15 protein-coding genes are annotated in these 17,705 nt (G+C 70.4%); 7 read left to right on the top strand and 8 right to left on the bottom strand.

Annotated features, from left to right (window positions below; translation table 11 throughout):
* The first annotated feature begins 96 nt into the window (after nucleotides 1-96).
* The 6 genes from ASF94_RS13120 (at nucleotide 97) to ASF94_RS13095 (ending at nucleotide 4,413) form a co-directional block, all read left to right on the top strand.
* Complete coding sequence (locus ASF94_RS13120; RefSeq protein WP_235505356.1) at nucleotides 97-1,275, top strand: CsgG/HfaB family protein; 1,179 nt, start codon at nucleotides 97-99, stop codon at nucleotides 1,273-1,275.
* Nucleotides 1,272-2,150: a sel1 repeat family protein gene (locus ASF94_RS13115; protein ID WP_235505355.1), complete on the top strand. Its 879-nt coding sequence runs from the start codon at nucleotides 1,272-1,274 to the stop codon at nucleotides 2,148-2,150. Before ASF94_RS13120 ends, ASF94_RS13115 begins: the two co-directional genes overlap by 4 nt.
* Entirely contained in the window at nucleotides 2,147-2,620 is a 474-nt protein-coding gene (locus ASF94_RS13110) for a hypothetical protein (RefSeq protein WP_056666903.1), read from the top strand. Before ASF94_RS13115 ends, ASF94_RS13110 begins: the two co-directional genes overlap by 4 nt.
* 101 nt (nucleotides 2,621-2,721) lie before the next feature.
* A complete protein-coding gene (locus ASF94_RS13105; RefSeq protein WP_056666901.1) occupies nucleotides 2,722-3,408 on the top strand; it encodes a hypothetical protein in 687 nt (228 codons plus the stop codon).
* Nucleotides 3,408-4,142, top strand: a complete 735-nt coding sequence (locus tag ASF94_RS21930; RefSeq protein ID WP_056666899.1) for an OmpA family protein — start codon at nucleotides 3,408-3,410, stop codon at nucleotides 4,140-4,142. Before ASF94_RS13105 ends, ASF94_RS21930 begins: the two co-directional genes overlap by 1 nt.
* 1 nt (nucleotide 4,143) lies before the next feature.
* Entirely contained in the window at nucleotides 4,144-4,413 is a 270-nt protein-coding gene (locus ASF94_RS13095) for a zinc ribbon domain-containing protein (protein WP_056666896.1), read from the top strand.
* Between the two features lie 159 nt (nucleotides 4,414-4,572).
* Here ASF94_RS13095 and ASF94_RS13090 read toward each other — a convergent pair whose 3' ends face one another.
* The 8 genes from ASF94_RS13090 to ASF94_RS13055 all read right to left on the bottom strand — a co-directional run bounded on the left by ASF94_RS13090 (nucleotide 4,573) and on the right by ASF94_RS13055 (nucleotide 14,761).
* Nucleotides 4,573-5,757 carry a DUF1513 domain-containing protein gene (locus ASF94_RS13090; RefSeq protein WP_056666894.1) on the bottom strand — a complete coding sequence of 395 codons (1,185 nt, stop codon included), beginning with the start codon at nucleotides 5,755-5,757 and terminating at the stop codon, nucleotides 4,573-4,575.
* The gene (locus ASF94_RS13085) at nucleotides 5,741-6,850 is read right to left on the bottom strand and encodes an imelysin family protein (RefSeq protein WP_056666891.1); all 1,110 of its coding nucleotides are present in this window, start codon (nucleotides 6,848-6,850) and stop codon (nucleotides 5,741-5,743) included. Before ASF94_RS13085 ends, ASF94_RS13090 begins: the two co-directional genes overlap by 17 nt.
* Nucleotides 6,847-8,328: a di-heme oxidoredictase family protein gene (locus tag ASF94_RS13080; protein WP_235505353.1), complete on the bottom strand. Its 1,482-nt coding sequence runs from the start codon at nucleotides 8,326-8,328 to the stop codon at nucleotides 6,847-6,849. The genes ASF94_RS13085 and ASF94_RS13080 overlap by 4 nt, the downstream gene beginning before the upstream one ends.
* An 11-nt stretch (nucleotides 8,329-8,339) precedes the next feature.
* The gene (locus ASF94_RS13075; RefSeq protein WP_056667281.1) at nucleotides 8,340-9,539 is read right to left on the bottom strand and encodes an imelysin family protein; all 1,200 of its coding nucleotides are present in this window, start codon (nucleotides 9,537-9,539) and stop codon (nucleotides 8,340-8,342) included.
* Nucleotides 9,540-10,055: 516 nt separating this feature from the next.
* Nucleotides 10,056-11,999, bottom strand: a complete 1,944-nt coding sequence (locus ASF94_RS13070; protein WP_056666884.1) for a PhoX family phosphatase — start codon at nucleotides 11,997-11,999, stop codon at nucleotides 10,056-10,058.
* Nucleotides 12,000-12,234: 235 nt separating this feature from the next.
* Nucleotides 12,235-13,101, bottom strand: a complete 867-nt coding sequence (locus tag ASF94_RS13065; RefSeq protein WP_056666882.1) for a BPSS1780 family membrane protein — start codon at nucleotides 13,099-13,101, stop codon at nucleotides 12,235-12,237.
* A 112-nt stretch (nucleotides 13,102-13,213) separates the two neighbouring features.
* Nucleotides 13,214-14,164 (bottom strand): homoserine kinase, encoded by a 951-nt coding sequence (locus ASF94_RS13060; RefSeq protein ID WP_056666878.1) that lies wholly within the window; start codon nucleotides 14,162-14,164, stop codon nucleotides 13,214-13,216.
* 225 nt (nucleotides 14,165-14,389) lie between these two features.
* Nucleotides 14,390-14,761 (bottom strand): hypothetical protein, encoded by a 372-nt coding sequence (locus ASF94_RS13055; RefSeq protein WP_056666875.1) that lies wholly within the window; start codon nucleotides 14,759-14,761, stop codon nucleotides 14,390-14,392.
* A 96-nt stretch (nucleotides 14,762-14,857) separates the two neighbouring features.
* Here ASF94_RS13055 and polA point away from each other — a divergent pair, with 96 nt between their 5' ends.
* On the top strand, nucleotides 14,858-17,650 hold the full coding sequence (gene polA, locus ASF94_RS13050; protein ID WP_056666870.1) for a DNA polymerase I: 2,793 nt from the start codon (nucleotides 14,858-14,860) through the stop codon (nucleotides 17,648-17,650).
* The last annotated feature ends 55 nt before the right edge of the window (nucleotides 17,651-17,705 follow it).

The raw sequence follows: 17,705 nt of genomic DNA, 5'->3' as shown, positions 1-17,705 counted from the left end.
GTGCAGCGTTAAGAGACTGCACGGGCGCCGGCCGGAGCTGAAAGGGCTCCCACGCCGAGACGCCACTCCTTCATTCACATAAAGACCACAAAAATCATGATGCAAACAACACTGCGGTGGGGAGGCGCGCTGCTGGCGCTGGCTCTGCTGGGCGGCTGCGCAACGACCCAGAACGCCCTGGACGATGCGACCAAGCTGATGGCCGAGAGGGACGCCGAGAAGCTGCTGCCGGTGACCAACCTCAGCCCCTATTCGATGGCGCTCGGCCGCTTCGGCTCCATGCTCGACGTCTACAAGGACGGCGACCCGATCATCTACATGCAGACGCGCAGCATCCTCGATGCGACCAATCTGTCGAGCCCGCTGGCGGGCGCTGAAATCCCGGGCGACATCACCGAGATGGTGCGCACGGCGGTCAACCGCATCGGGGCGCGCGTGGTGTACGTGCCCTACCACCCCGACTACCTGGTGGCGCAGGCGCAGCTGGGCGCCAAGTTCGGCGTGACCATGCCCGACTTCCTGATCACCGGCGCGCTCACCGAGTTCGACCGCGCGATCTCCGGCGCCGGCCGGGTCAACTCGGCGGGCATCGAGTTCGGCGGCGGCAACGGCAAGCTCACGCTGGGTGCCGACGTGAAGCGCTCGGCCATCTTCTCGGCGCTGGCGCTCGACCTGAACCTGGTCAGCTTCTCGACCCAGCAGATGGTGCCGCGGATCCAGTCGTCGAACGTGGTCAAGGTGCTGAACTTCAGCTCGGAAGACAACGCCAGCCTGGGCTTCTATGGCGATGCCTTCGGCTTCAAGATGGAAGGCAAGTACCTGCAGGGCCGCCACTCGGCCATCCGCACGCTGGTGGATCTGAGCGTGCTGGAACTGGTGGGCAAGGCCACCAACACGCCTTACTGGCGCTGCATTCCCGGCGGCATGCCCGACCCGGTGGTGATCGAGAACATGCGCGCGGCCTACACGGGCCTCACCCCCGAGCTGAAGCTGGGGCTGATCCAGGTCATGCTGCGCAAGTACGGCGAGCCCGTGCAGGTCACCCAGAAGTACGACGAAGCCACCAAGACGGCCCTGCAGAAGGTGTATTCCGAGCGCTTCGCCGACAAGGGCGAGGTGGACGTCATGCAGTGGTCCGGCTTCGAGCCGCTGTTCTTCAACGTGCCCATGTCGTGGGAGCCTCGCTCGGCCAACGCCAACGCCAACGCCAATGCCGCTACCGCCATCGTGCCGGTCAGCGGCGCCGCCCAGCCCGCAGCGAAGGCCGGCACATGATGGCCCGCCATCCAGGCACCGTGGGCTGGCTGCGCGCCGCAGGCTGCGTCGCCGCGATGTCCCTGGCCGCCGCGTCGGCCCTGGCGCAGACGGTATCGGCCCCGAACGCCACCGTCACCACGGGCACCACCGGCACCACCGGCGCCAACGCGGCCCCCGCCGCGCCGGCCACGGCGGCGGCCGCCACCTCCACCGTGCGCGGCACGCCGGCCGCAGGGGAGGGTGCCCGCTTCGTCGAGGCCTGCAACCAGTCCATCGAAAAGGGCGTGGCGGGCCTCGGCTGCCAGGGTCCCATCTACCGCAACGAGCTCGAGCGGCTGAAGCAGGAGGCGCTGACCACCCAGAACCCCCAGCTGCTGTCGTTCGTGGGCGATGCCTACCAGAACCAGCGCTCCGGCATCGCCGACATCAGCCAGGCCTACCGCTGGTACCTGCTGGCCGCCGTGCGGGGCGATCCACGCGCCATGCAGCAGTTGTCCGAGATGAACCGCCAGGGACGCGCCGGGTTGCCGCAGGACCGCGTCAAGGCCCTGGGCTACGCGAGGCTGGCCGAGCGCCTGAGCAGCCCGGGCATGGCGGCGGCGACCGACGCCACCCGTGCCATCACCGAACTGGGCGGCCAGATGGCCGCCGAAGAGGTGGCGCTGGCCGAGCGCTTCTCGCAAGAGCTGGAAATGCAGGTCCGCCAGCGGCAATCCGGCGGCGCAGCCCCGTCGCCCGCCGCGACCGCGCTGCCCTCGGCCGGCGGAACCTTGCCGGGCGCAGGGCAGGTCGCGCCCTCCACCACACTTCCCGGCGGGGCTGCGACCTCGCCAGCGCCCGCCGGTGCGGCACCGCTGCCCGGCACCCGCTTGCCAGGAACCCCGATGCCATGACCCAGTCCTCTGCCCGTTTCAGCTTCCGCCTCTCCGTCGTGCCCGTGGCCGTGATGTGTCTCGCACCCGTCCTGGCACAGGCGCAGATCGGCCCCGTCGGGCCCATCGGCCCGGTGGGAGCCACCGGCACGAACGCTCAGGGCGGCAGCCGGGAGCGTGCCGCTCCTGCGACGCCGCCCGCAGCTGCCGCTCCGTCCACCGGGGCTGCACCGGTGAGGTCGGTGACGGGGCAGGGCAACCGTATCGAGGTGACCGGCAACACCGCCACGCGCACCGGCTGCGGGCCGGGCGGCGCGTCCGTCAATTCGATCCAGGTCGACCGGCAGAGCCTGGAAGGGCAGACCGTGATCGTGCAGGGCCGCAACAGCAGCGACGTGGACGTGCGGCCCTGTCCTGCGGCGGGGAACGGCAGCGAAGCCGCACCCGCAGCGGGCCCGGGCACGCAGGTCAACAGCATCCGGGTGCGCTAGCCGCCCCGCGTGGTCGCCCGCGCCGGCTGCGGCCGCCACGGCCTGCCGAGCCGGGGCGACCCGTCTCTCCATAACAAACAGGAACCAGAAAGGCCAAGGGAATGAATCTGATCCATACCGCCCTCTCCACCGACACGCGCCCAGCGCCCGCAGCACGCCGCTCCCTCGTGCGCCCGGGTGCCATGGCCATCGCGCTCGCCATGGTCGCGCTGGCCGGCTGCAAGGACCAGTCCGCACCTGCCGTGGCGGCCACGCCGGCCGTGCCAGCGGTGCCGGCCACGTCCGCGGCCCCCGCAGCGCCCGCTGCGGCGCAGGCCCCTGCCGCTCCTGCAGGCCCCGCAGTGCCGGCGGCCCCTGCCGCGACCGAAGTGCCCACCACCACCATGTCGCCCGCTGCCACCGCCGCGCCGCGCAAGCTGCCGCTGGGCCTGCAGGGCGTGGCCCCGGCCGGCGTGACGGTGCGCGTGAAGAGCGTGGAGATCGGCGGCGACGCCACGGTGCTGGATGTGAGCATTTCGTTCGCCAACCGGATCACCGACTCCACCATGCTGGCCCTGGCCGACACCTATCTGCAGGACGAGTCGGGCGCCAAGCTGCACATCAAGCGGCCCGACACCAACCGTGACCTGACCATCCGCGAGGGCGAAACGCTCAACGGGCAGCTCGTCTTCATGGGCAGCGTGGCGCCCACCGCGCGCAAGCTCAAGCTGGTGTTCAACGACGGCGCCCAGGGCGACAACATCGTCTCGCCCGGCTTCTCGATGGACCTGCCGCTGCAGGGCGGCTGATGGCAGGCGCCTACCGCAGTCGCCTGGCGCCGGCCGTGCTGGCCGCCTGCGCGTGCCTGGCCAGTGGCGGGGCCATGGCCCAATCGCTGGTGGTGGAGCGCAGCGGCAAGCCCCTGGCGCAGGTCGCCAGCACTCAGTTGCGCGTGGTGCCCGATGCGCCGCGCACGCAGCTCAGCCCGCAGCCCGTTGCGGGTTCGCTCGCGCCGCAGGGCCCGGCCACCCAGCTGCAGCCGCAAGCCGGCCCGCAGACCCTGCTGCGCGAGGCCGAAGTGCCGCCCGCCCGGCTGGAGCAGACGCGGGCGCTGCTGGTGGAACTGAACGCGCAGCCCACAGCGCAACAGGCCATCTCCGTCGATCTGCCGGCAGACGTGCTGTTCGACTTCGACAAGGCGACGCTGCGGCCCGATGCCGCCGCACCGCTGGACAAGGCGGCCGAAATCATCAAGAGCTATCCGCAGGCGCCCATCACCGTGCTGGGCCACACCGACAGCAAGGGCAATGACGCCTACAACGATGCCCTGTCGCTGCGGCGTGCAGAGACCGTCGCGCAGGCCTTGCAGCAACGCACCTCGCGCCTGCCTGCGGCCCGCGGCCTGGGCGAGCGCGAGCCGGTGGCGCCCAATGCCACGCCGGACGGCCGCGACGACCCACAGGGACGGCAGAGGAACCGGCGCGTGCAGATCCTGATCGGCGCGCTCTCGTCCGGCTCCGCCGCCGCCACTCCAAGGAACTGACATGGCCCTGATCCGTTGCCCCGAGTGTTCACGCGAGGTGTCCTCGCACGCCCCGGCGTGTCCGGGATGCGGCTACCCGATCCAGGCCGGCACGGCGCAGTCGCCCCGGCCCGGCGCGGGCCCGCACGCGCCGCAGCCTGCGTGGCAGTCGCCCGGGGTCTGGGGTCGTATCGCGACCGTGCTGGGCGCCTGGATGATCGTGCCCTGGATCGCGCGCCTGATCTTCGCCGTCGGCGCGCTGGTGCTGGGCTACTTCATGTTCACCAAATAGGCGCGGCCATCGGCCTACGGCCAGCAGCCAACTGCTAGCGACCAGCCACCAGCGGTCTGTGGTGCGGGGCTTCCGCTCGGGCGAGGGCTTCCGGCGGCATGCCGGCTCGCCCGTCGCCCGGTTGACGCACCGGCAGTCGCGTGGCCGGCCATGCCCGCTTCACCGCCCGGCCAGCGTCCAGTGGTTGTCCATGCGCGCACCGGCCAGGGCGCTGGCATGCGCATGCCGCAGCGGTGCGGCGCCTGCCGCGTCCTGCAGCGAATGGTCCAGCCCGGCAGCCCAGAGGCGGCCTGCAGCGGGGGCCAGCGCGCACACCTCAGGCAGCTCCACCAGGCCCCGCCAGCTCCCCTGCGGGGAGAAGGTGGCAATGCCGCCCGCCCGTGGGCAGCTCACCGCCCAGCCTTCGGCCGTGGCCGAGATGCTGCCGCCGTAGCCGCGCAGCGCAGCGGGTGTGGGCGGGGCTGGTTCCGCCAACCGCAGCCGTTGCCCGTCGAAGAGCGCCAGCACCGGCGCCTGGGCGCGGGCGCTGGCGTCGTCGTGTTCCGCCTGCAGCGCAATGCCCAGCATCGAGCCTTCGGCATTCCAGGCCAGGTGCCGCAGGCTGAGGCGCGGGTCCGCCAGCCGCCACTGGCCACGCAGCGCCCCGGTGCGGCCGTCGAGCTGCACGAGCGATGAATCCATGGTGTGCAGATCGCGTTTGACGCGGCCCGTTTCCGGGGCAGTGGGCACGCCGCCATTGGCCACGATGAGGGGCGCCGCCCGGCCCGCAGCTTCGGGCGCGAACGCATGGGGCGCCCACCGCAGTTCATGCGCGTCGATGCCGTGGGTGGGCCACTCGGCCACGGTCTCCAGGCTGCCTGCGTCGCGCATGGCCACCAGGCTGGCGCCGGTATCGACGTCGGTCTCGGTGGTGTAGAGCGCGCTGCCGTCCGCCGACGCGATCACGTGGCCGTTGAACGATCGGCTCGGATCCACCCAGTGCCAGCGCGGCGGCGTGGCCGTGCCCGGTTGCCAGTGCACCAGCCAGTCCCCCGGCCGGCGCGCGGTGGCGACGATGCTGCCGTCGGGCAGCACATGCACGCCGTGGGCCCGGGTGGGTACTTCCAGCGCGTGCAGCACCTGCAAAGGGGCCGCCGGATCGCGGCCCACGCCGAGCAGGCCGACGCGGTAGCCGCCATCGGCCTGCTGCCATGCCGCCGCCAGGCGCGTTTGCGGCCCTGCCGGCGCCGCTTGCGCCACGGCGCTGCAGGGCAGGCCGAGCAGGCCCAGCCACTGCAGCGCAAGGCGCCGGGTGGGCAGGCCGGGATGCCGGGTTCGCGGCGTCACGTCAGTCGCCATCCGCATCCGAAAAGCCGATGCTGACCTCCAGCGCCGGGGCAATGTCCGCCTCGGCCAGGCGTTTGAGCGCGGCCAGTTCGCGGGCCGCCTGCTGCACCGCAGCGGCCGGGGGTGGGCCGCCCGCCTGGTTCATAGCGGTGAAGGCCGCGTCCACCGACCGCGTGGCGGCCAGCAGCCTGTCGGCCAGCGGGTTCAGGCCCCGACCGCGCAGGTAGGTTTCGAGCGGCACCAGCGCCTGGCCGGGCGCGGGGGTGGCGGCACCCGCCGGCAGCACGGCCAGGGTGCGCACGGCCTGCCACTCGGCCTTCCAGGCGGCGACGGTCTGGCCGCTGGCGGCACGGGGGTAGTCGGGCGCCCGCGCGCCCTGTGCGGCGCGCAAGGGCTTTTCCATGTGCGCCCAGCGCAGCCGTTCGATGCCGCCCACCCACTGGTTGATGAACTCCGCCATGGCCTGCGTGGACCGCTCCTGCTCGTCCTCGGCGGCCCAGTCGGTGCGCGCGGCGGCATCGAAGGCCGCACGCAGCGCCACGGCCTCCCGCTCCACGTCCAGCGCGGCTTCGACGGCGTAGCCGCAGGCCGGGGTGCCCGCAGCGGCGGGCTGTGTCCACAGCAGCCACTCCAGCGCCGGCAGGCCCTTGCCGGGCGTGCCCACGCGCTCGAACGCCGCCGCGCCCTGGGGCTGGGCCTTGATGGCGCGCTCGATCAGGTGGGGCCGGGTGGGCGCGAAGTCGATCTGCCGCTGGCTGCGCCGGGCGATCACCGGGCCGACCGCCACGCCCGACAGGCCCTCCCAGGCCAGCATGGCGCCGGTCCAGGCGGCGCGTGCGCCTTGCAGTGCCGCATCGGCCTGGGCGGCCGGTGCCGCGCACAGGGTGCGCAAGGCCGGCGGCAGCGCCTGCGCCGCGGTGGCGAATGCGGCAGCGCGCGGCACGCCCCAGTGGCCGTAGAGGCCCTGCAGCGCCTGGGTGGTGTCATAGAAGGGTACGGCCTCGACCCGCCAGCCGGTCTGGGCCCGGGCCGCCGGCAGGGCGGCCGCCAGCGCCAGGCCGGCGCCCAGCAGGGTACGCCGCGCGGTCACACCAAGGGCGAAGGATTTCATAGCGACTCCACGAACCGGACCAGCGCTTCGCGGTCGGCCTTGTTCATCTTCAACACGTTGTTGCGCGCGTCTTCGGCTTCACCGCCGTGCCACAGCACGGCCTCCAGCACACCGCGTGCGCGGCCATCGTGCAGCAGTCGGGTGTGGCCGTTGACGTCCTTGATGAGGCCGATGCCCCAGAGCGGCGGCGTGCGCCACTGCCGCCCGTTCGCCAGGAAGTCGGGGCGCCCGTCGGCCAGGCCCTCGCCCATGTCGTGCAGCAGCATGTCGGTGTAGGGCCAGATGCGCTGGCCCGACAGTGCCTTGCTCGTCAGGCGCGGGAACGGGCCTTCCTTGGTGACGTAGCTGGGCCGGTGGCAGGTGGCGCACTGGGCCTGCGCGAAGAGGGCCTGGCCGCGCAGCACCTGCGCGTCGCTGGCGTCCCGCCGGGCCGGCGGGGCCAGCGTGGCCTGGTAGAACACCACGTCGTCGAAGGTCTTGTCGTCGATCTCCACGCCATGCTGGCCGCGCGCGCCGGCGCTCACGCCGCTGGGCGAGGCGCTGCAGTCGGCCTGGGTGGTGGTGCACGATTCGCTGGGGAAATGGCGCGAGGTGATGCCCATGTCGCCCACGAAGGCGCCACCGGTCTGGTGGGCGATGGTGGCTACGTTGGCCTTCCAGCCGAAGCGTCCCAGCAGGGTGCGGCCCGAGGGCGCGTCCCACACCCGGTTGGGCATGCCCTTGATGGGGCCGGGCGCGGCGGCCTGGTCGGCCGCGTTCGCCAGGATGTCGGCTTCGTCGATGGCCTCCAGAAGGCCCACGCCGATGATCTGCGGCGCGATGCGCGGGCCGATCATGGTGCCCTTGTGGAGCGGCCCGTAGCCCAGGTCGCGCACCCCGTAGGTCGGCTTCAGCAAGGTGTAGGCCGTCCCGTCGGCAAAGCGGCCGCGCTGGGTGCCGTAGCGCAGCGTGGCCTGGCCTTCGGGCTTGACGCCGTGCACCGCTGCCGTGTTGAGCTGGTCGCCGTACACCGGCTCGGGGTTCGGGCCGCCGTGCGGATCGGTGCCCGGAATCGACAGGCGCAGCAGCAGCGACACCAGCGGGTCGCGCGTCTCGCCCAGGCGGTTGAAGATGGCCGGCGGCTCGCCCCGCCCGTCCTGGATGTGGCAGCCGCCGCAGGACCGCGCGATGAAATGCGGGCCCAGCCCGTCGCGCGCGGTGGTGGAGCCGCCCGTTTCCACCCAGTTGCGGCGGAAGAACGAATTGCCGATCACGAAGCGCGTGCGCTCCGCATCCTCCAGGTTGGCGGCGGGAAAGGAAAACGCGTTGCGGCCGGTGGCGAACACGGTGGTGTCGCCGCCGACGCGCTCGCCCAGCGGGTCGGGCGGGGCGCTGGCCACCAGGCCCGTGGCGGCGGCCAGCCCGGCGCCGGCCACGGCAAGGCCGCGCCAGCCCCTGGCGGCGGGGCGCATGAACGGTCGTCGCGAGATCAAGGACATGGGCTCACGGCTCAGGGTTGCACCAGGGTGAGTTGCGTGATGCCAATGGCGTTGGCGGCCTCCACCAGGTCCTTGCTCTGCTGCGTCAGGCTGTTCACCGCCTTCTGGATGCGCTGGCGGCCGGGGGCATCGTTGCCGCCGATGATCTCGCGGTCGAAGGGCGCCTGGATGCCTTCGGTGGCGGCCACCGATGCGGCGATCTGGGCGGTGACCTTGTCGGCCAGCTGCGGATTCTTGGCGGCGACCAGCGCGCGCAGGGAAGCGCCCTGCACCTGGCTGCCGTCGGCACGGCGGTAGCTGCCCAGCCAGACGTTCTGGATGCCCATGGCGTTGGTCACGGCGTCGCGGTGGGTGTTGTCGGAGAAGCAGGAATGCTCGTCTTCCTGGTCCTGGCTGTTGAGCGCCACCTCCAGGCGTTCGCCCGCCAGCTCGCCGCGCGACAGCGACCCCAGGCCCACCAGCATCTTGCGCACCGACTCCTGGCCGCCACGCACGAACTGCGCGCGGTAGTTGTTCTTCGCCTTCGGGTCCCAGGCCTTGACCAGCGACGTCAGGTCGTCGATCAGCAGGTCGGTCACCACGTTCAGGTACTGGCGGCGACGGTCGGCATTGGGCTTCTTGCCGTCCACGAAGTCCTCGAAGTTGCGGTCGCCCGGGCCCGTGTCGGACAGGTCCTGGCCCCACAGGAAGAACTCGATGGCATGCCAGCCGGTGGCGATGTTCTCTTCGCCGCCCCGTTCGTTCTGTGCAATCAGGTTCTTCTTGTTGATGACGAACTTGCGGTTGTTGATCAGGCCGGAATCGGGCTTGCCCTCGACGCTGTCCACGTACGACTCGTCCATCGGCCAGGCGTTGAGCTGGCCCTCGGGGCCCTTGTCGTCGTCGATCGGGCCGCCGTAGAAGCGGAAGGCCTCGGTCTGGCCGTAGAACTCGCGCGCGGCAAGCCAGGTCTTGCGCGCTTCGGCCAGGGCCTCCGCCGAGGGCTTGGCGGTGAACGCCTTCACGGCGGTCTGCATGCGCCGGGCGGCGTTCAGCGTGTCTTCGTAGTTGGCATGCACCAGCACGGCGTAGTGCGCCGCCACGGCCTGGGCGGTGACCGGCTGCGCCGCCTGGGCGGCTGCGCCTTGGGCCTGCGCCACGCCCACAGCGCCCAGGGTGCCGGTGAACATCAGTGCGGCCAGCGCAGCGGTTTTGAACAGGGGTGTGGGCATGGGCATCTCCAGGAAGGCAAGAGGGTGTAGGGAAAAGGGCGCGGCTCCGTGGGAGCCGGGCCTGCGAGGCGGCAGTCGCGCGGTGTCCGCACCGCCTGCGTCAGCGCAGCCGGCGTGGCGGCCAGGCGCCGTCTCGGCCGCCCGCGAGCGTGCGGGCCGAAGACCTTGAGCGCGCCCGGTGCCGCCGGAGGATTGGACAGCGGGCCATTATAAGAATGCGATTTATTATCATTTGAGCGCCCCGGCGGTTTCGGGCGGAATGCGTGCAAATGGGGGGAAAGCATCGCGCCCTAGGTCCGTCGATTTGCTATCATTATGATAGCTATATGTGCTTATATATCAAGCGCTACAGGCCGATTTTGCTGTGAATCGTGCGGATCGGGGTCGGCGCCGGCCTTGCGCACAGGCCGCGGGCCCGGTGGGAAAGCCCATGCAAAAAGCGAGGCATAGGCCTCGCTTTCTGGATCGACCGCCCCCGGCCTGCGCCGGGGACAAAGGCGTGCTGCCGGCCTGCGGTCAGTTCAGCTTCATCTGCGACGGCGTGCCCGTCAGGTAGCCCACGGCCGAGCCGAACTTGTCCTTGTAGTTGGCGCGGATCATCGGATCGAGCTGGTCCTTGACCTTGCTGTGGATGCTGCCCCAATCACCGGCGTGCTGGAAGTTGCTCATGATGTAGGTGAAGCCGTTGATCTCGTCCACCGCGTGCAGACCGGTGGATTCGCCGCCGGCGGGCACCGACATCAGGCGCGACAGCTGCTTGGTGTCCACGTTGTACGCCCAGAGGAAGTTGTTCACGTGCTGGCTGCTGTCCTCGCCGATGAAGAGGGTGCGCAGCTTTTCCGAGAACTTCAGGTTGTCGGGGTTGGCGATGTTGTTCGGGTTGGCGGTGTTGCCCAGCGCGTCGGCGGTGATGTCCTCGCCGGCCAGCAGGGCCTTGGTGTCCACCGGCATCCAGTCGCTGTTGATGGCAGCGCCGTTCGTGTCCTTCTGGCCGCCGCGCAGGTTCAGCGCCATCACGGCACCGGCCACCAGCTGCTTGGGCACCGAGATGCCGTTGCCCGGCACGTTGGCCGCGTTGCCGGCCACCATGGACGACTGGATGTTCTGCAGGGCGGAGTAGGCGATCTTGTCCTTGGCGTTGACCGTGGTGCCTTCCATCTTGGTGAAGCCCAGGCTGGCGCCGCGCAGCGCGGCGTAGCGGTGGGTTTCGAGGAATGCGGCGGCCTTGTCCATGCCGGGGTTCAGCTTGATCCACTCGGTCTTGCCGTTGGCGACGATCTTGGTGAAGGTCGCGTCCTTGGGGTCGGTGGTGGCCACGGTCATGATGTCCGTGGGCTTGAGCGTGTTGGCGAGCTGCTCGATTTCGGCGCTGGTGGCCGAGCCCAGCTTGATCCAGGTGAGCGCCGCGGCGCTGGTGGCGGCCGGGTCGATGGAGAAGCCCGAGCCCACCTTGGCCGCGTACAGCGTGCCGGAGGACAGGTCCTTTTCCTTGTCGGCCACGAAGACGAAGTAGCCGCTGTTGGTGGCATCGTCCCCCATCAGCGCGGTGCGCTGGTCGGGCATGACCTGCACCAGTTCGTGCGAGATGCGGCCCATGCAGAAATGCTTCTTGATCGACGCGGTGCCATCGGTGTTCACCGTCACTTCGGGCATGTGGCCGTAGTGGTAGGGGTTGGCTGCCGTTTCGCTGCCGAACAGGTTCTTGCTGTAGGCCTTGAACTGCGCGTTCGACGCGGCGGTGAAGGCGTCGGGCTCGTACTCTTCGCTGGACAGGTGGGTGCCCCAGGGCGAGAGGCTCGCGCCACAGGTGATCCAGAGGCCATGCACCTTGGACGTATCCACGTTGTGGTACTTGACCAGCGACAGCTTGCCGGTGGCGGGGTCCTGGTCCAGGCTCAGCACGGCGATCGGCGAAGGCAGCTTGCCGTACATGTCGGTCTTGCCGTCCTGCGCCCAGGTGGTGTATTCGAACTGCACCACGGCGAACACGGGGTTGCCCTTGACGCCGTCCACCTTGGCATTGGGAACCGTGAGCAGCGAGGTGCCGTCCGGCGAGTCGGAAAAGAACTGGCGTTCCTTGCCGGCCACGGTGGTGTCGGCGATCGGCTTGTTGTTGATGTCCACATAGCCGCCGGCCAGGATCTTGCCGCCCTTGCCGTCTGCGACCATGTCGCCCGTCACGAAGAACGGCTGGTAGGCCAGCTGGTAGTTCTGCACCGAATCGTCGCTGAACTTCACGCTCATCGTGGAGCCGACCGAGGTGGTGGCCATGGCGGCGGGGTTGGTCAGGCTGGGCGCGGCCATCGACGTGAAGCTGGCCGACTTGAAGGTGGCGCTGTCGCTGCCGCCGCCGCAAGCGGTCAGGAACGACACGGAAGCGCTGGCGCCCAGCGGCAGCATGGGCACGCCAGCGAGGAATTGGAGGGCCTTGCGGCGGGTGGGCATCGGGGTGTTGGACATCGTTATTTCCGGCGGGTGAGGGGCGCAGCCTGCCGCTGCACGGCTCTTCGGAGCTGCGGCGCAGGCGAGCAAGAGGTGGCCACGGCAGCGGGGCCGCGATCACCGACCGGATGCTAGGCACCGGTCGTGACACCGCATTGACGGATCGATGACGGAAATATGACGGATTGGAGGCGGCGCGCCGGCGCCCCGTGCCCCGGTGCCCCGGTGCCCCGGGGGCCGCAGCCCGGCTGCGTCAGGGCGCGGGTGGCTCGCTGCCGGTGCGGCCGCTGGCGTCGGCCGGCGTGCCGTCTGCCGCTTCGGCCGCGGTGTGCGCGGTCCACTTCTCGGGCGGCTCGAAGCAGTCGCGGAAGGTGAACACCACCGAGCTGAAGAACATGGCGGCCAGCATCAGCGCGGTGCCCACCATGATCCCGCCGGCAATGCCCGTGCCCAGGCCGAACACGGCCAGCAGCGTCACGACCACGCTGACCAGGATGCCGGCGCCCAGGAACACGCCCGTCCAGGCGAAGCCGTACACCGTGAACGCGCCGAAATTGCGCAGGCAGGCGACGATGCTGAAGAAGAGCGCCTTGACCGGCGGCACGCCGTGCCAGTGCACCAGGCCGGGGGCGTGCCAGAACAGCAGCGAGAGCGGCACATACAGCATCAGCGACAGCCACATGGCGGCCTGGAAGTCGCCGGACTGGGCGATCTCGCGCGTCATGGGCGCGCCGCCCAGGTAGACGCGGGCGAACTGGCCGTCGTCCACCAGCGCCGAGATGCCCATCACCGCCAGGAAGCCGACGGCGTAGAGCGCGCCCAGCGACAGCATGGCGCGCAGCCGGTGCTGCCCGGTGCGAAAGGCCACCAGCAGCAGGGCCGGGGTGGGAAAGCGCCCCTGCGTGGCCTCGGCCGCCGCCACCATCATCGCGAGCGTCGCCGACGGCAGCAGCGCCAGCGCCACGGCCGGCCCCACCAGCGGCAGCAGCGACACCAGCGACATGGCCGCCATCGTCAGGAAGAACAGCGCCGCGAGCGCCATGGGCTGGCGCCAGAACACGCGGATGCCGAGGCGAACCCATTCCAGGCCCGTGCGTGCGGGAACGATGTGGAGTTTCATGAAGTGTGTGTGGAGTGCGGGCGCACGGCGCGGGAGCAGACGTCCCGGCGCGCGCGTGCGGTGAATTTACCCCACACGCCGTTGCGCGGGGTGCGCCAAGCCCTTGTGGCCGTCAGGCGTGTAGGGGATGCGCCACGCGCTGGCGCAGCACGCGCTCGAAGTGCGTGGGGTCGTGCGGCGTCAGCAGGGCGGCTTCGCGCGGCAGGTGGTAGTCCCAGAGGCGCGAGATCCAAAACCGGAGCGCACCGGCCCGCAGCATGGCGGGCAGCAGGGCGCGCTCGTCGCCGGTCAGAGGGCGTACCGCCTGGTAGGCGTCCAGCAGCGCCGCCGCCCGGGCCGGGTCGTGGGCGCCGCTGGCCAGTTCGATGCACCAGTCGTTCAGGCACACCGACAGGTCGAAAAGGAAGGTGTCCACGCCGGCGAAGTAGAAGTCGAAGAAGCCGGTCAGCTCCTCGCCCTCGAACATGGCGTTGTCACGGAACAGGTCGGCATGCACCGGACCGCGCGGCAGCGCGGCGTAGGCGGACGAGGCGGCCACATGGTTCTGGTAGGCCAGCTCGGCCCGCAGCAGGGCGGACTGCGCCGCATCCAGGTAGGGCAGCACCACGGGCACGGTGTCGTTCCACCACGGCAGGCCGCGCAGGTTGGGCTGGCGGCGATCGAAATCCTGGCCGGCCAGATGCATGCGCGCCAGCATGGTGCCCAGCGCCGCGCAGTGCACCGCCTGGGGCTGCAGCTGGCTCTGTCCGCGCAGCTTGTTGACCACGGCGGCCGGCTTGCCCGCCACGCGGTGCAGGATGTCGCCATCCGCATCGGCCTGCGGGTCCGGCACCGGGATGCCGGCATGCGCCAGATGCTTCATCAGGTGCAGGTAGAACGGCAGCTGCTCGGCCGACAGCCGCTCGAACAGCGTCAGCACGTATTCGCCCTGGTCGGTGGTGGCGAAATAGTTGGTGTTCTCGATGCCGCCCTGGATGCCGCGCAGCGCAGTCAGGGTGCCCAGCTGCAGGCGCTGCAGCAGCTCGCTCGCCTCGGGGAGGGAGACTTCGGTGAAAACGGCCATCGGTCAGGACAACGAAAATGGAGAAATGAAGGGGCCCATGCCGGTCAGTGAAGGACAGTCCGTTCGGCTCGAGCTTGCCGGAGCCAGGGCAGGTGGCTTGCAAGCCTTGGGGCGGGCTCAGGGCGATCGGGTTGACTGGCTGGGCATCGGGTTGCGGCTCGCGCCATGCGTCGTGCGGCCGCCAGCGGCTGGAAGGGTACGCCACGCAGGCGCTGGATGCGGCGGTCAGAACCGGCCGAGGTTCCAGACACGCGGCGCGGTCATCGTCTCGGCGCCGCTGCGGCTGCCGGGGCGGGCACGCACGCCGTCGGCCGGCTGCACTTCGTATTCGGGCATGGAGCCGGCCTTGGGCTGCACGGTGATGCGCTGGGTCTGGCCGCCCACGCGCAGCTCGTCCACGCGGCTGCCTTCGTCTTCGACGACGATGCGCTCCACGCGCTGGTTGTGGCGGTTGCCCGACTGGTCGCGGTCGCTCGTCACTTCGCGCTGCACCGTGCCGGCGGCAGGGTTGGCGGCGGGGGCTTCGGTGTTCTGGGCCAGGACCAGGGCCGGGGCCGAAGCCAGGGCCAGCAAGAGGAGGGTGTGGGCAGCGCGCATGGGGCGGATTGTAGGGTGTGCGCCCACTCACGCGCGCGCCCGGCCGCTATTCCCGCCCCCGCGGCAGCAGGGGCCGGTGGCGGGCACAATCCGGCCATGAGCAAACCCAAGACCCTGGTGCTGGTGGACGGCTCCAGCTATCTCTACCGCGCCTTCCACGCCATGCCCGACCTGCGCGCGGTGCCCGGCGACCCCACCAGCCCTGCCACCGGCGCGATCCGGGGCATGATCAACATGCTGCACGTGCTGCGGCGCGACGTGCCGAGCGCCTACGCCGCCTGCGTGTTCGACGCCAGCGGCCCCACCTTCCGCGACACGCTCTACCCCGAATACAAGGCCCACCGCGCGCCCATGCCCGACGACCTGCGCGCGCAGATCGAGCCGATCCACGAAGTCGTGCGGCTGCTGGGCTGGCCCGTGGTGTGCGTGCCCGGCGTGGAGGCCGACGACGTGATCGGCACGCTGGCCGCCTGCGCCGCGCGCCAGGGCATCGACGTCATCGTCTCCAGCGGCGACAAGGACCTGTCGCAGCTGGTCAACGAACGCATCACCATCATCGACACCATGAACGGCAAGCGCCGCGACGTGGCCGGCGTCACGGCCGAGTTCGGCGTGCCGCCTTCGCTGATGGTCGACTACCAGACGCTGGTGGGCGATGCGGTGGACAACGTGCCCGGCGTGCCGAAGGTGGGCCCGAAGACGGCGGCCAAGTGGCTCAACGAGTACGGCTCGCTTGACGCGCTGATCGCCCGGGCCGACGAGATCAAGGGCGTGGCCGGCCAGAACCTGCGCGGCGCGCTGGAATGGCTGCCCAAGGGCCGCGAGCTGGTGACGATCAAGACCGATTGCGACCTGGCAGGGCATGTGGAAGGGTTGCCTGCTATCGATTCGATAGCTGTAGGCGACCAAGAGACGGGCGCATTGCGCGATTTCTACGAGAAATTCGGTTTCAAGGGACTGGCACGCGCGCTGGAGGCGGGCGCACCGGCCAACGCCGCGGCCGCGCTGCCGGGCGCGGCGGGCGGCACCGGCGACCTGTTCGCCTCGCCCGGCCCGACCTTCGTCGCCGAGGCCGCCCAGGGCCGCGAGCTGGCCTACGACACCGTGCTGACCTGGGACGCCTTCGACGCCTGGTTCGCCAGGATCCAGGCGGCCGACCTGGTGGCGGTGGACACCGAAACCACCTCGCTCGACGAACTGCGCGCCGAGATCGTCGGCCTGAGCTTCAGCGTGGAGCCGGGCGCCGCCGCCTACATCCCCCTGCGCCACGAGGGCCCCGACGCGCCCGAGCAACTGCCCATCGACGACGTGCTGGCGCGCCTCAAGCCCTGGCTGGAGGATGCCGCGCGGCCCAAGCTGGGCCAGCACATCAAGTACGACCGCCACGTGTTCGCCAATCACGGCATCGACGTGCGCGGCTATGCCCACGACACCATGCTGCAGAGCTACGTGCTGGAGGTGCACAAGCCGCATGGGCTCGCCAGCCTGGCCGAGCGCCACTTGGGCCGCACCGGCATCAGCTACGAAGACTTGTGCGGCAAGGGCGCGCACCAGATTCCCTTCGCCCAGGTGGCGGTGGACAAGGCCGCGGCGTATTCGTGCGAAGACTCCGACCAGACGCTGGACGTGCACCGCGTGCTGTGGCCGCTGCTGCAGGGCGACGAGAAGCTGCGCGGCATCTACGAGCTGGAACTTGCCAGCAGCGAGACGCTGTTCCGCATCGAGCGCAACGGCGTGCTGATCGACGCCGCCACGCTGGCCGGCCAGAGCCACGAGCTGGGCCAGCGCATCCTGCAGCTGGAGCAGGAGGCCTACGAGATCGCCGGCCAGCCGTTCAACCTGGGCTCGCCCAAGCAGCTGGGCGAGATCTTCTTCGACAAGCTGGGCCTGCCCGTGGTCAAGAAAACGGCCACCGGCGCGCGCAGCACCGACGAAGAGGTGCTGGAAAAACTGGCCGAGGACTATCCGCTGCCCGCCAAAATCCTGGAGCACCGCAGCCTCTCCAAGCTCAAGGGCACCTACACCGACAAGCTGAGCCAGCTGGCCAACCCGCGCACCGGCCGCGTGCACACCCACTACGCCCAGGCCGTGGCGGTGACGGGGCGCCTGTCCAGCAACGAGCCCAACCTGCAGAACATTCCCATCCGCACGGCCGAAGGCCGCCGCGTGCGCGAGGCCTTCGTCGCGCCCCCGGGCCGCCTGATCGCCAGCGCCGACTACAGCCAGATCGAGCTGCGCATCATGGCCCACCTCTCGGGTGACGCATCGCTGCTGCACGCCTTCACCGAAGGGCTGGACGTCCACCGCGCCACGGCCGCCGAAGTGTTCGGCGTGGAGGTGGACCAGGTCAGCACGCAGCAGCGCCGCTACGCCAAGGTCATCAACTTCGGCCTGATCTACGGCATGAGCAGCTTCGGCCTGGCCAAGAACCTGGGCATCGAGACGAAATCCGCCGCCGCCTACATCGACCGCTACTTCCAGCGCTACCCCGGCGTGAAGCAGTACATGGACGAAACCAAGGCCCAGGCCAAGGCGCAAGGCTATGTGGAAACCGTCTTCGGCCGGCGCCTGTACCTGCCCGAGATCAACTCCCCCAACGGCCCGCGCCGCAGCGGCGCCGAGCGCGCGGCCATCAACGCGCCCATGCAGGGCACGGCGGCCGACCTGATCAAGAAAGCCATGGTCGAGGTGCAGCGCGTGCTGGACGCGCAGAAGCCCGAGGTGCTGATGATCATGCAGGTGCACGACGAACTGGTGTTCGAGCTGCCCGCTTCGGAAGAGGAATGGGTGCGCACCGAGGTGCCGCGCATCATGGCCGAGGTGGCCCAGCTGAAGGTGCCGCTGCTGGCCGAGGTGGGCGTGGGGCCGAACTGGGACAAGGCGCACTGACGGCGGGATGCGGGTTGTGGGGTGCAGCGGCGGCGGGGCATGGCCCGCGTCCTGC

The sequence above is a fragment of the Acidovorax sp. Leaf160 genome (assembly GCF_001424265.1).
Lineage (GTDB): Bacteria > Pseudomonadota > Gammaproteobacteria > Burkholderiales > Burkholderiaceae_C > Paracidovorax.
The sequence above is the reverse complement of the archived record's forward strand: the minus strand, read 5'-3'. Positions and strand labels throughout refer to the sequence as shown.

Excerpts from the sequence above, each read along its gene's own strand:
- ASF94_RS13120 (WP_235505356.1), top strand. The coding sequence starts at position 97 with ATGATGCAAACAACACTGCGGTGGGGAGGCGCGCTGCTGGCGCTGGCT.
- ASF94_RS13115 (WP_235505355.1), top strand. The coding sequence starts at position 1,272 with ATGATGGCCCGCCATCCAGGCACCGTGGGCTGGCTGCGCGCCGCAGGC.
- ASF94_RS13110 (WP_056666903.1), top strand. The coding sequence starts at position 2,147 with ATGACCCAGTCCTCTGCCCGTTTCAGCTTCCGCCTCTCCGTCGTGCCC.
- ASF94_RS13105 (WP_056666901.1), top strand. The coding sequence starts at position 2,722 with ATGAATCTGATCCATACCGCCCTCTCCACCGACACGCGCCCAGCGCCC.
- ASF94_RS21930 (WP_056666899.1), top strand. The coding sequence starts at position 3,408 with ATGGCAGGCGCCTACCGCAGTCGCCTGGCGCCGGCCGTGCTGGCCGCC.
- ASF94_RS13095 (WP_056666896.1), top strand. The coding sequence starts at position 4,144 with ATGGCCCTGATCCGTTGCCCCGAGTGTTCACGCGAGGTGTCCTCGCAC.
- ASF94_RS13090 (WP_056666894.1), bottom strand. The coding sequence starts at position 5,757 with ATGCGGATGGCGACTGACGTGACGCCGCGAACCCGGCATCCCGGCCTG.
- ASF94_RS13085 (WP_056666891.1), bottom strand. The coding sequence starts at position 6,850 with ATGAAATCCTTCGCCCTTGGTGTGACCGCGCGGCGTACCCTGCTGGGC.
- ASF94_RS13080 (WP_235505353.1), bottom strand. The coding sequence starts at position 8,328 with ATGTCCTTGATCTCGCGACGACCGTTCATGCGCCCCGCCGCCAGGGGC.
- ASF94_RS13075 (WP_056667281.1), bottom strand. The coding sequence starts at position 9,539 with ATGCCCACACCCCTGTTCAAAACCGCTGCGCTGGCCGCACTGATGTTC.
- ASF94_RS13070 (WP_056666884.1), bottom strand. The coding sequence starts at position 11,999 with ATGTCCAACACCCCGATGCCCACCCGCCGCAAGGCCCTCCAATTCCTC.
- ASF94_RS13065 (WP_056666882.1), bottom strand. The coding sequence starts at position 13,101 with ATGAAACTCCACATCGTTCCCGCACGCACGGGCCTGGAATGGGTTCGC.
- ASF94_RS13060 (WP_056666878.1), bottom strand. The coding sequence starts at position 14,164 with ATGGCCGTTTTCACCGAAGTCTCCCTCCCCGAGGCGAGCGAGCTGCTG.
- ASF94_RS13055 (WP_056666875.1), bottom strand. The coding sequence starts at position 14,761 with ATGCGCGCTGCCCACACCCTCCTCTTGCTGGCCCTGGCTTCGGCCCCG.
- polA (WP_056666870.1), top strand. The coding sequence starts at position 14,858 with ATGAGCAAACCCAAGACCCTGGTGCTGGTGGACGGCTCCAGCTATCTC.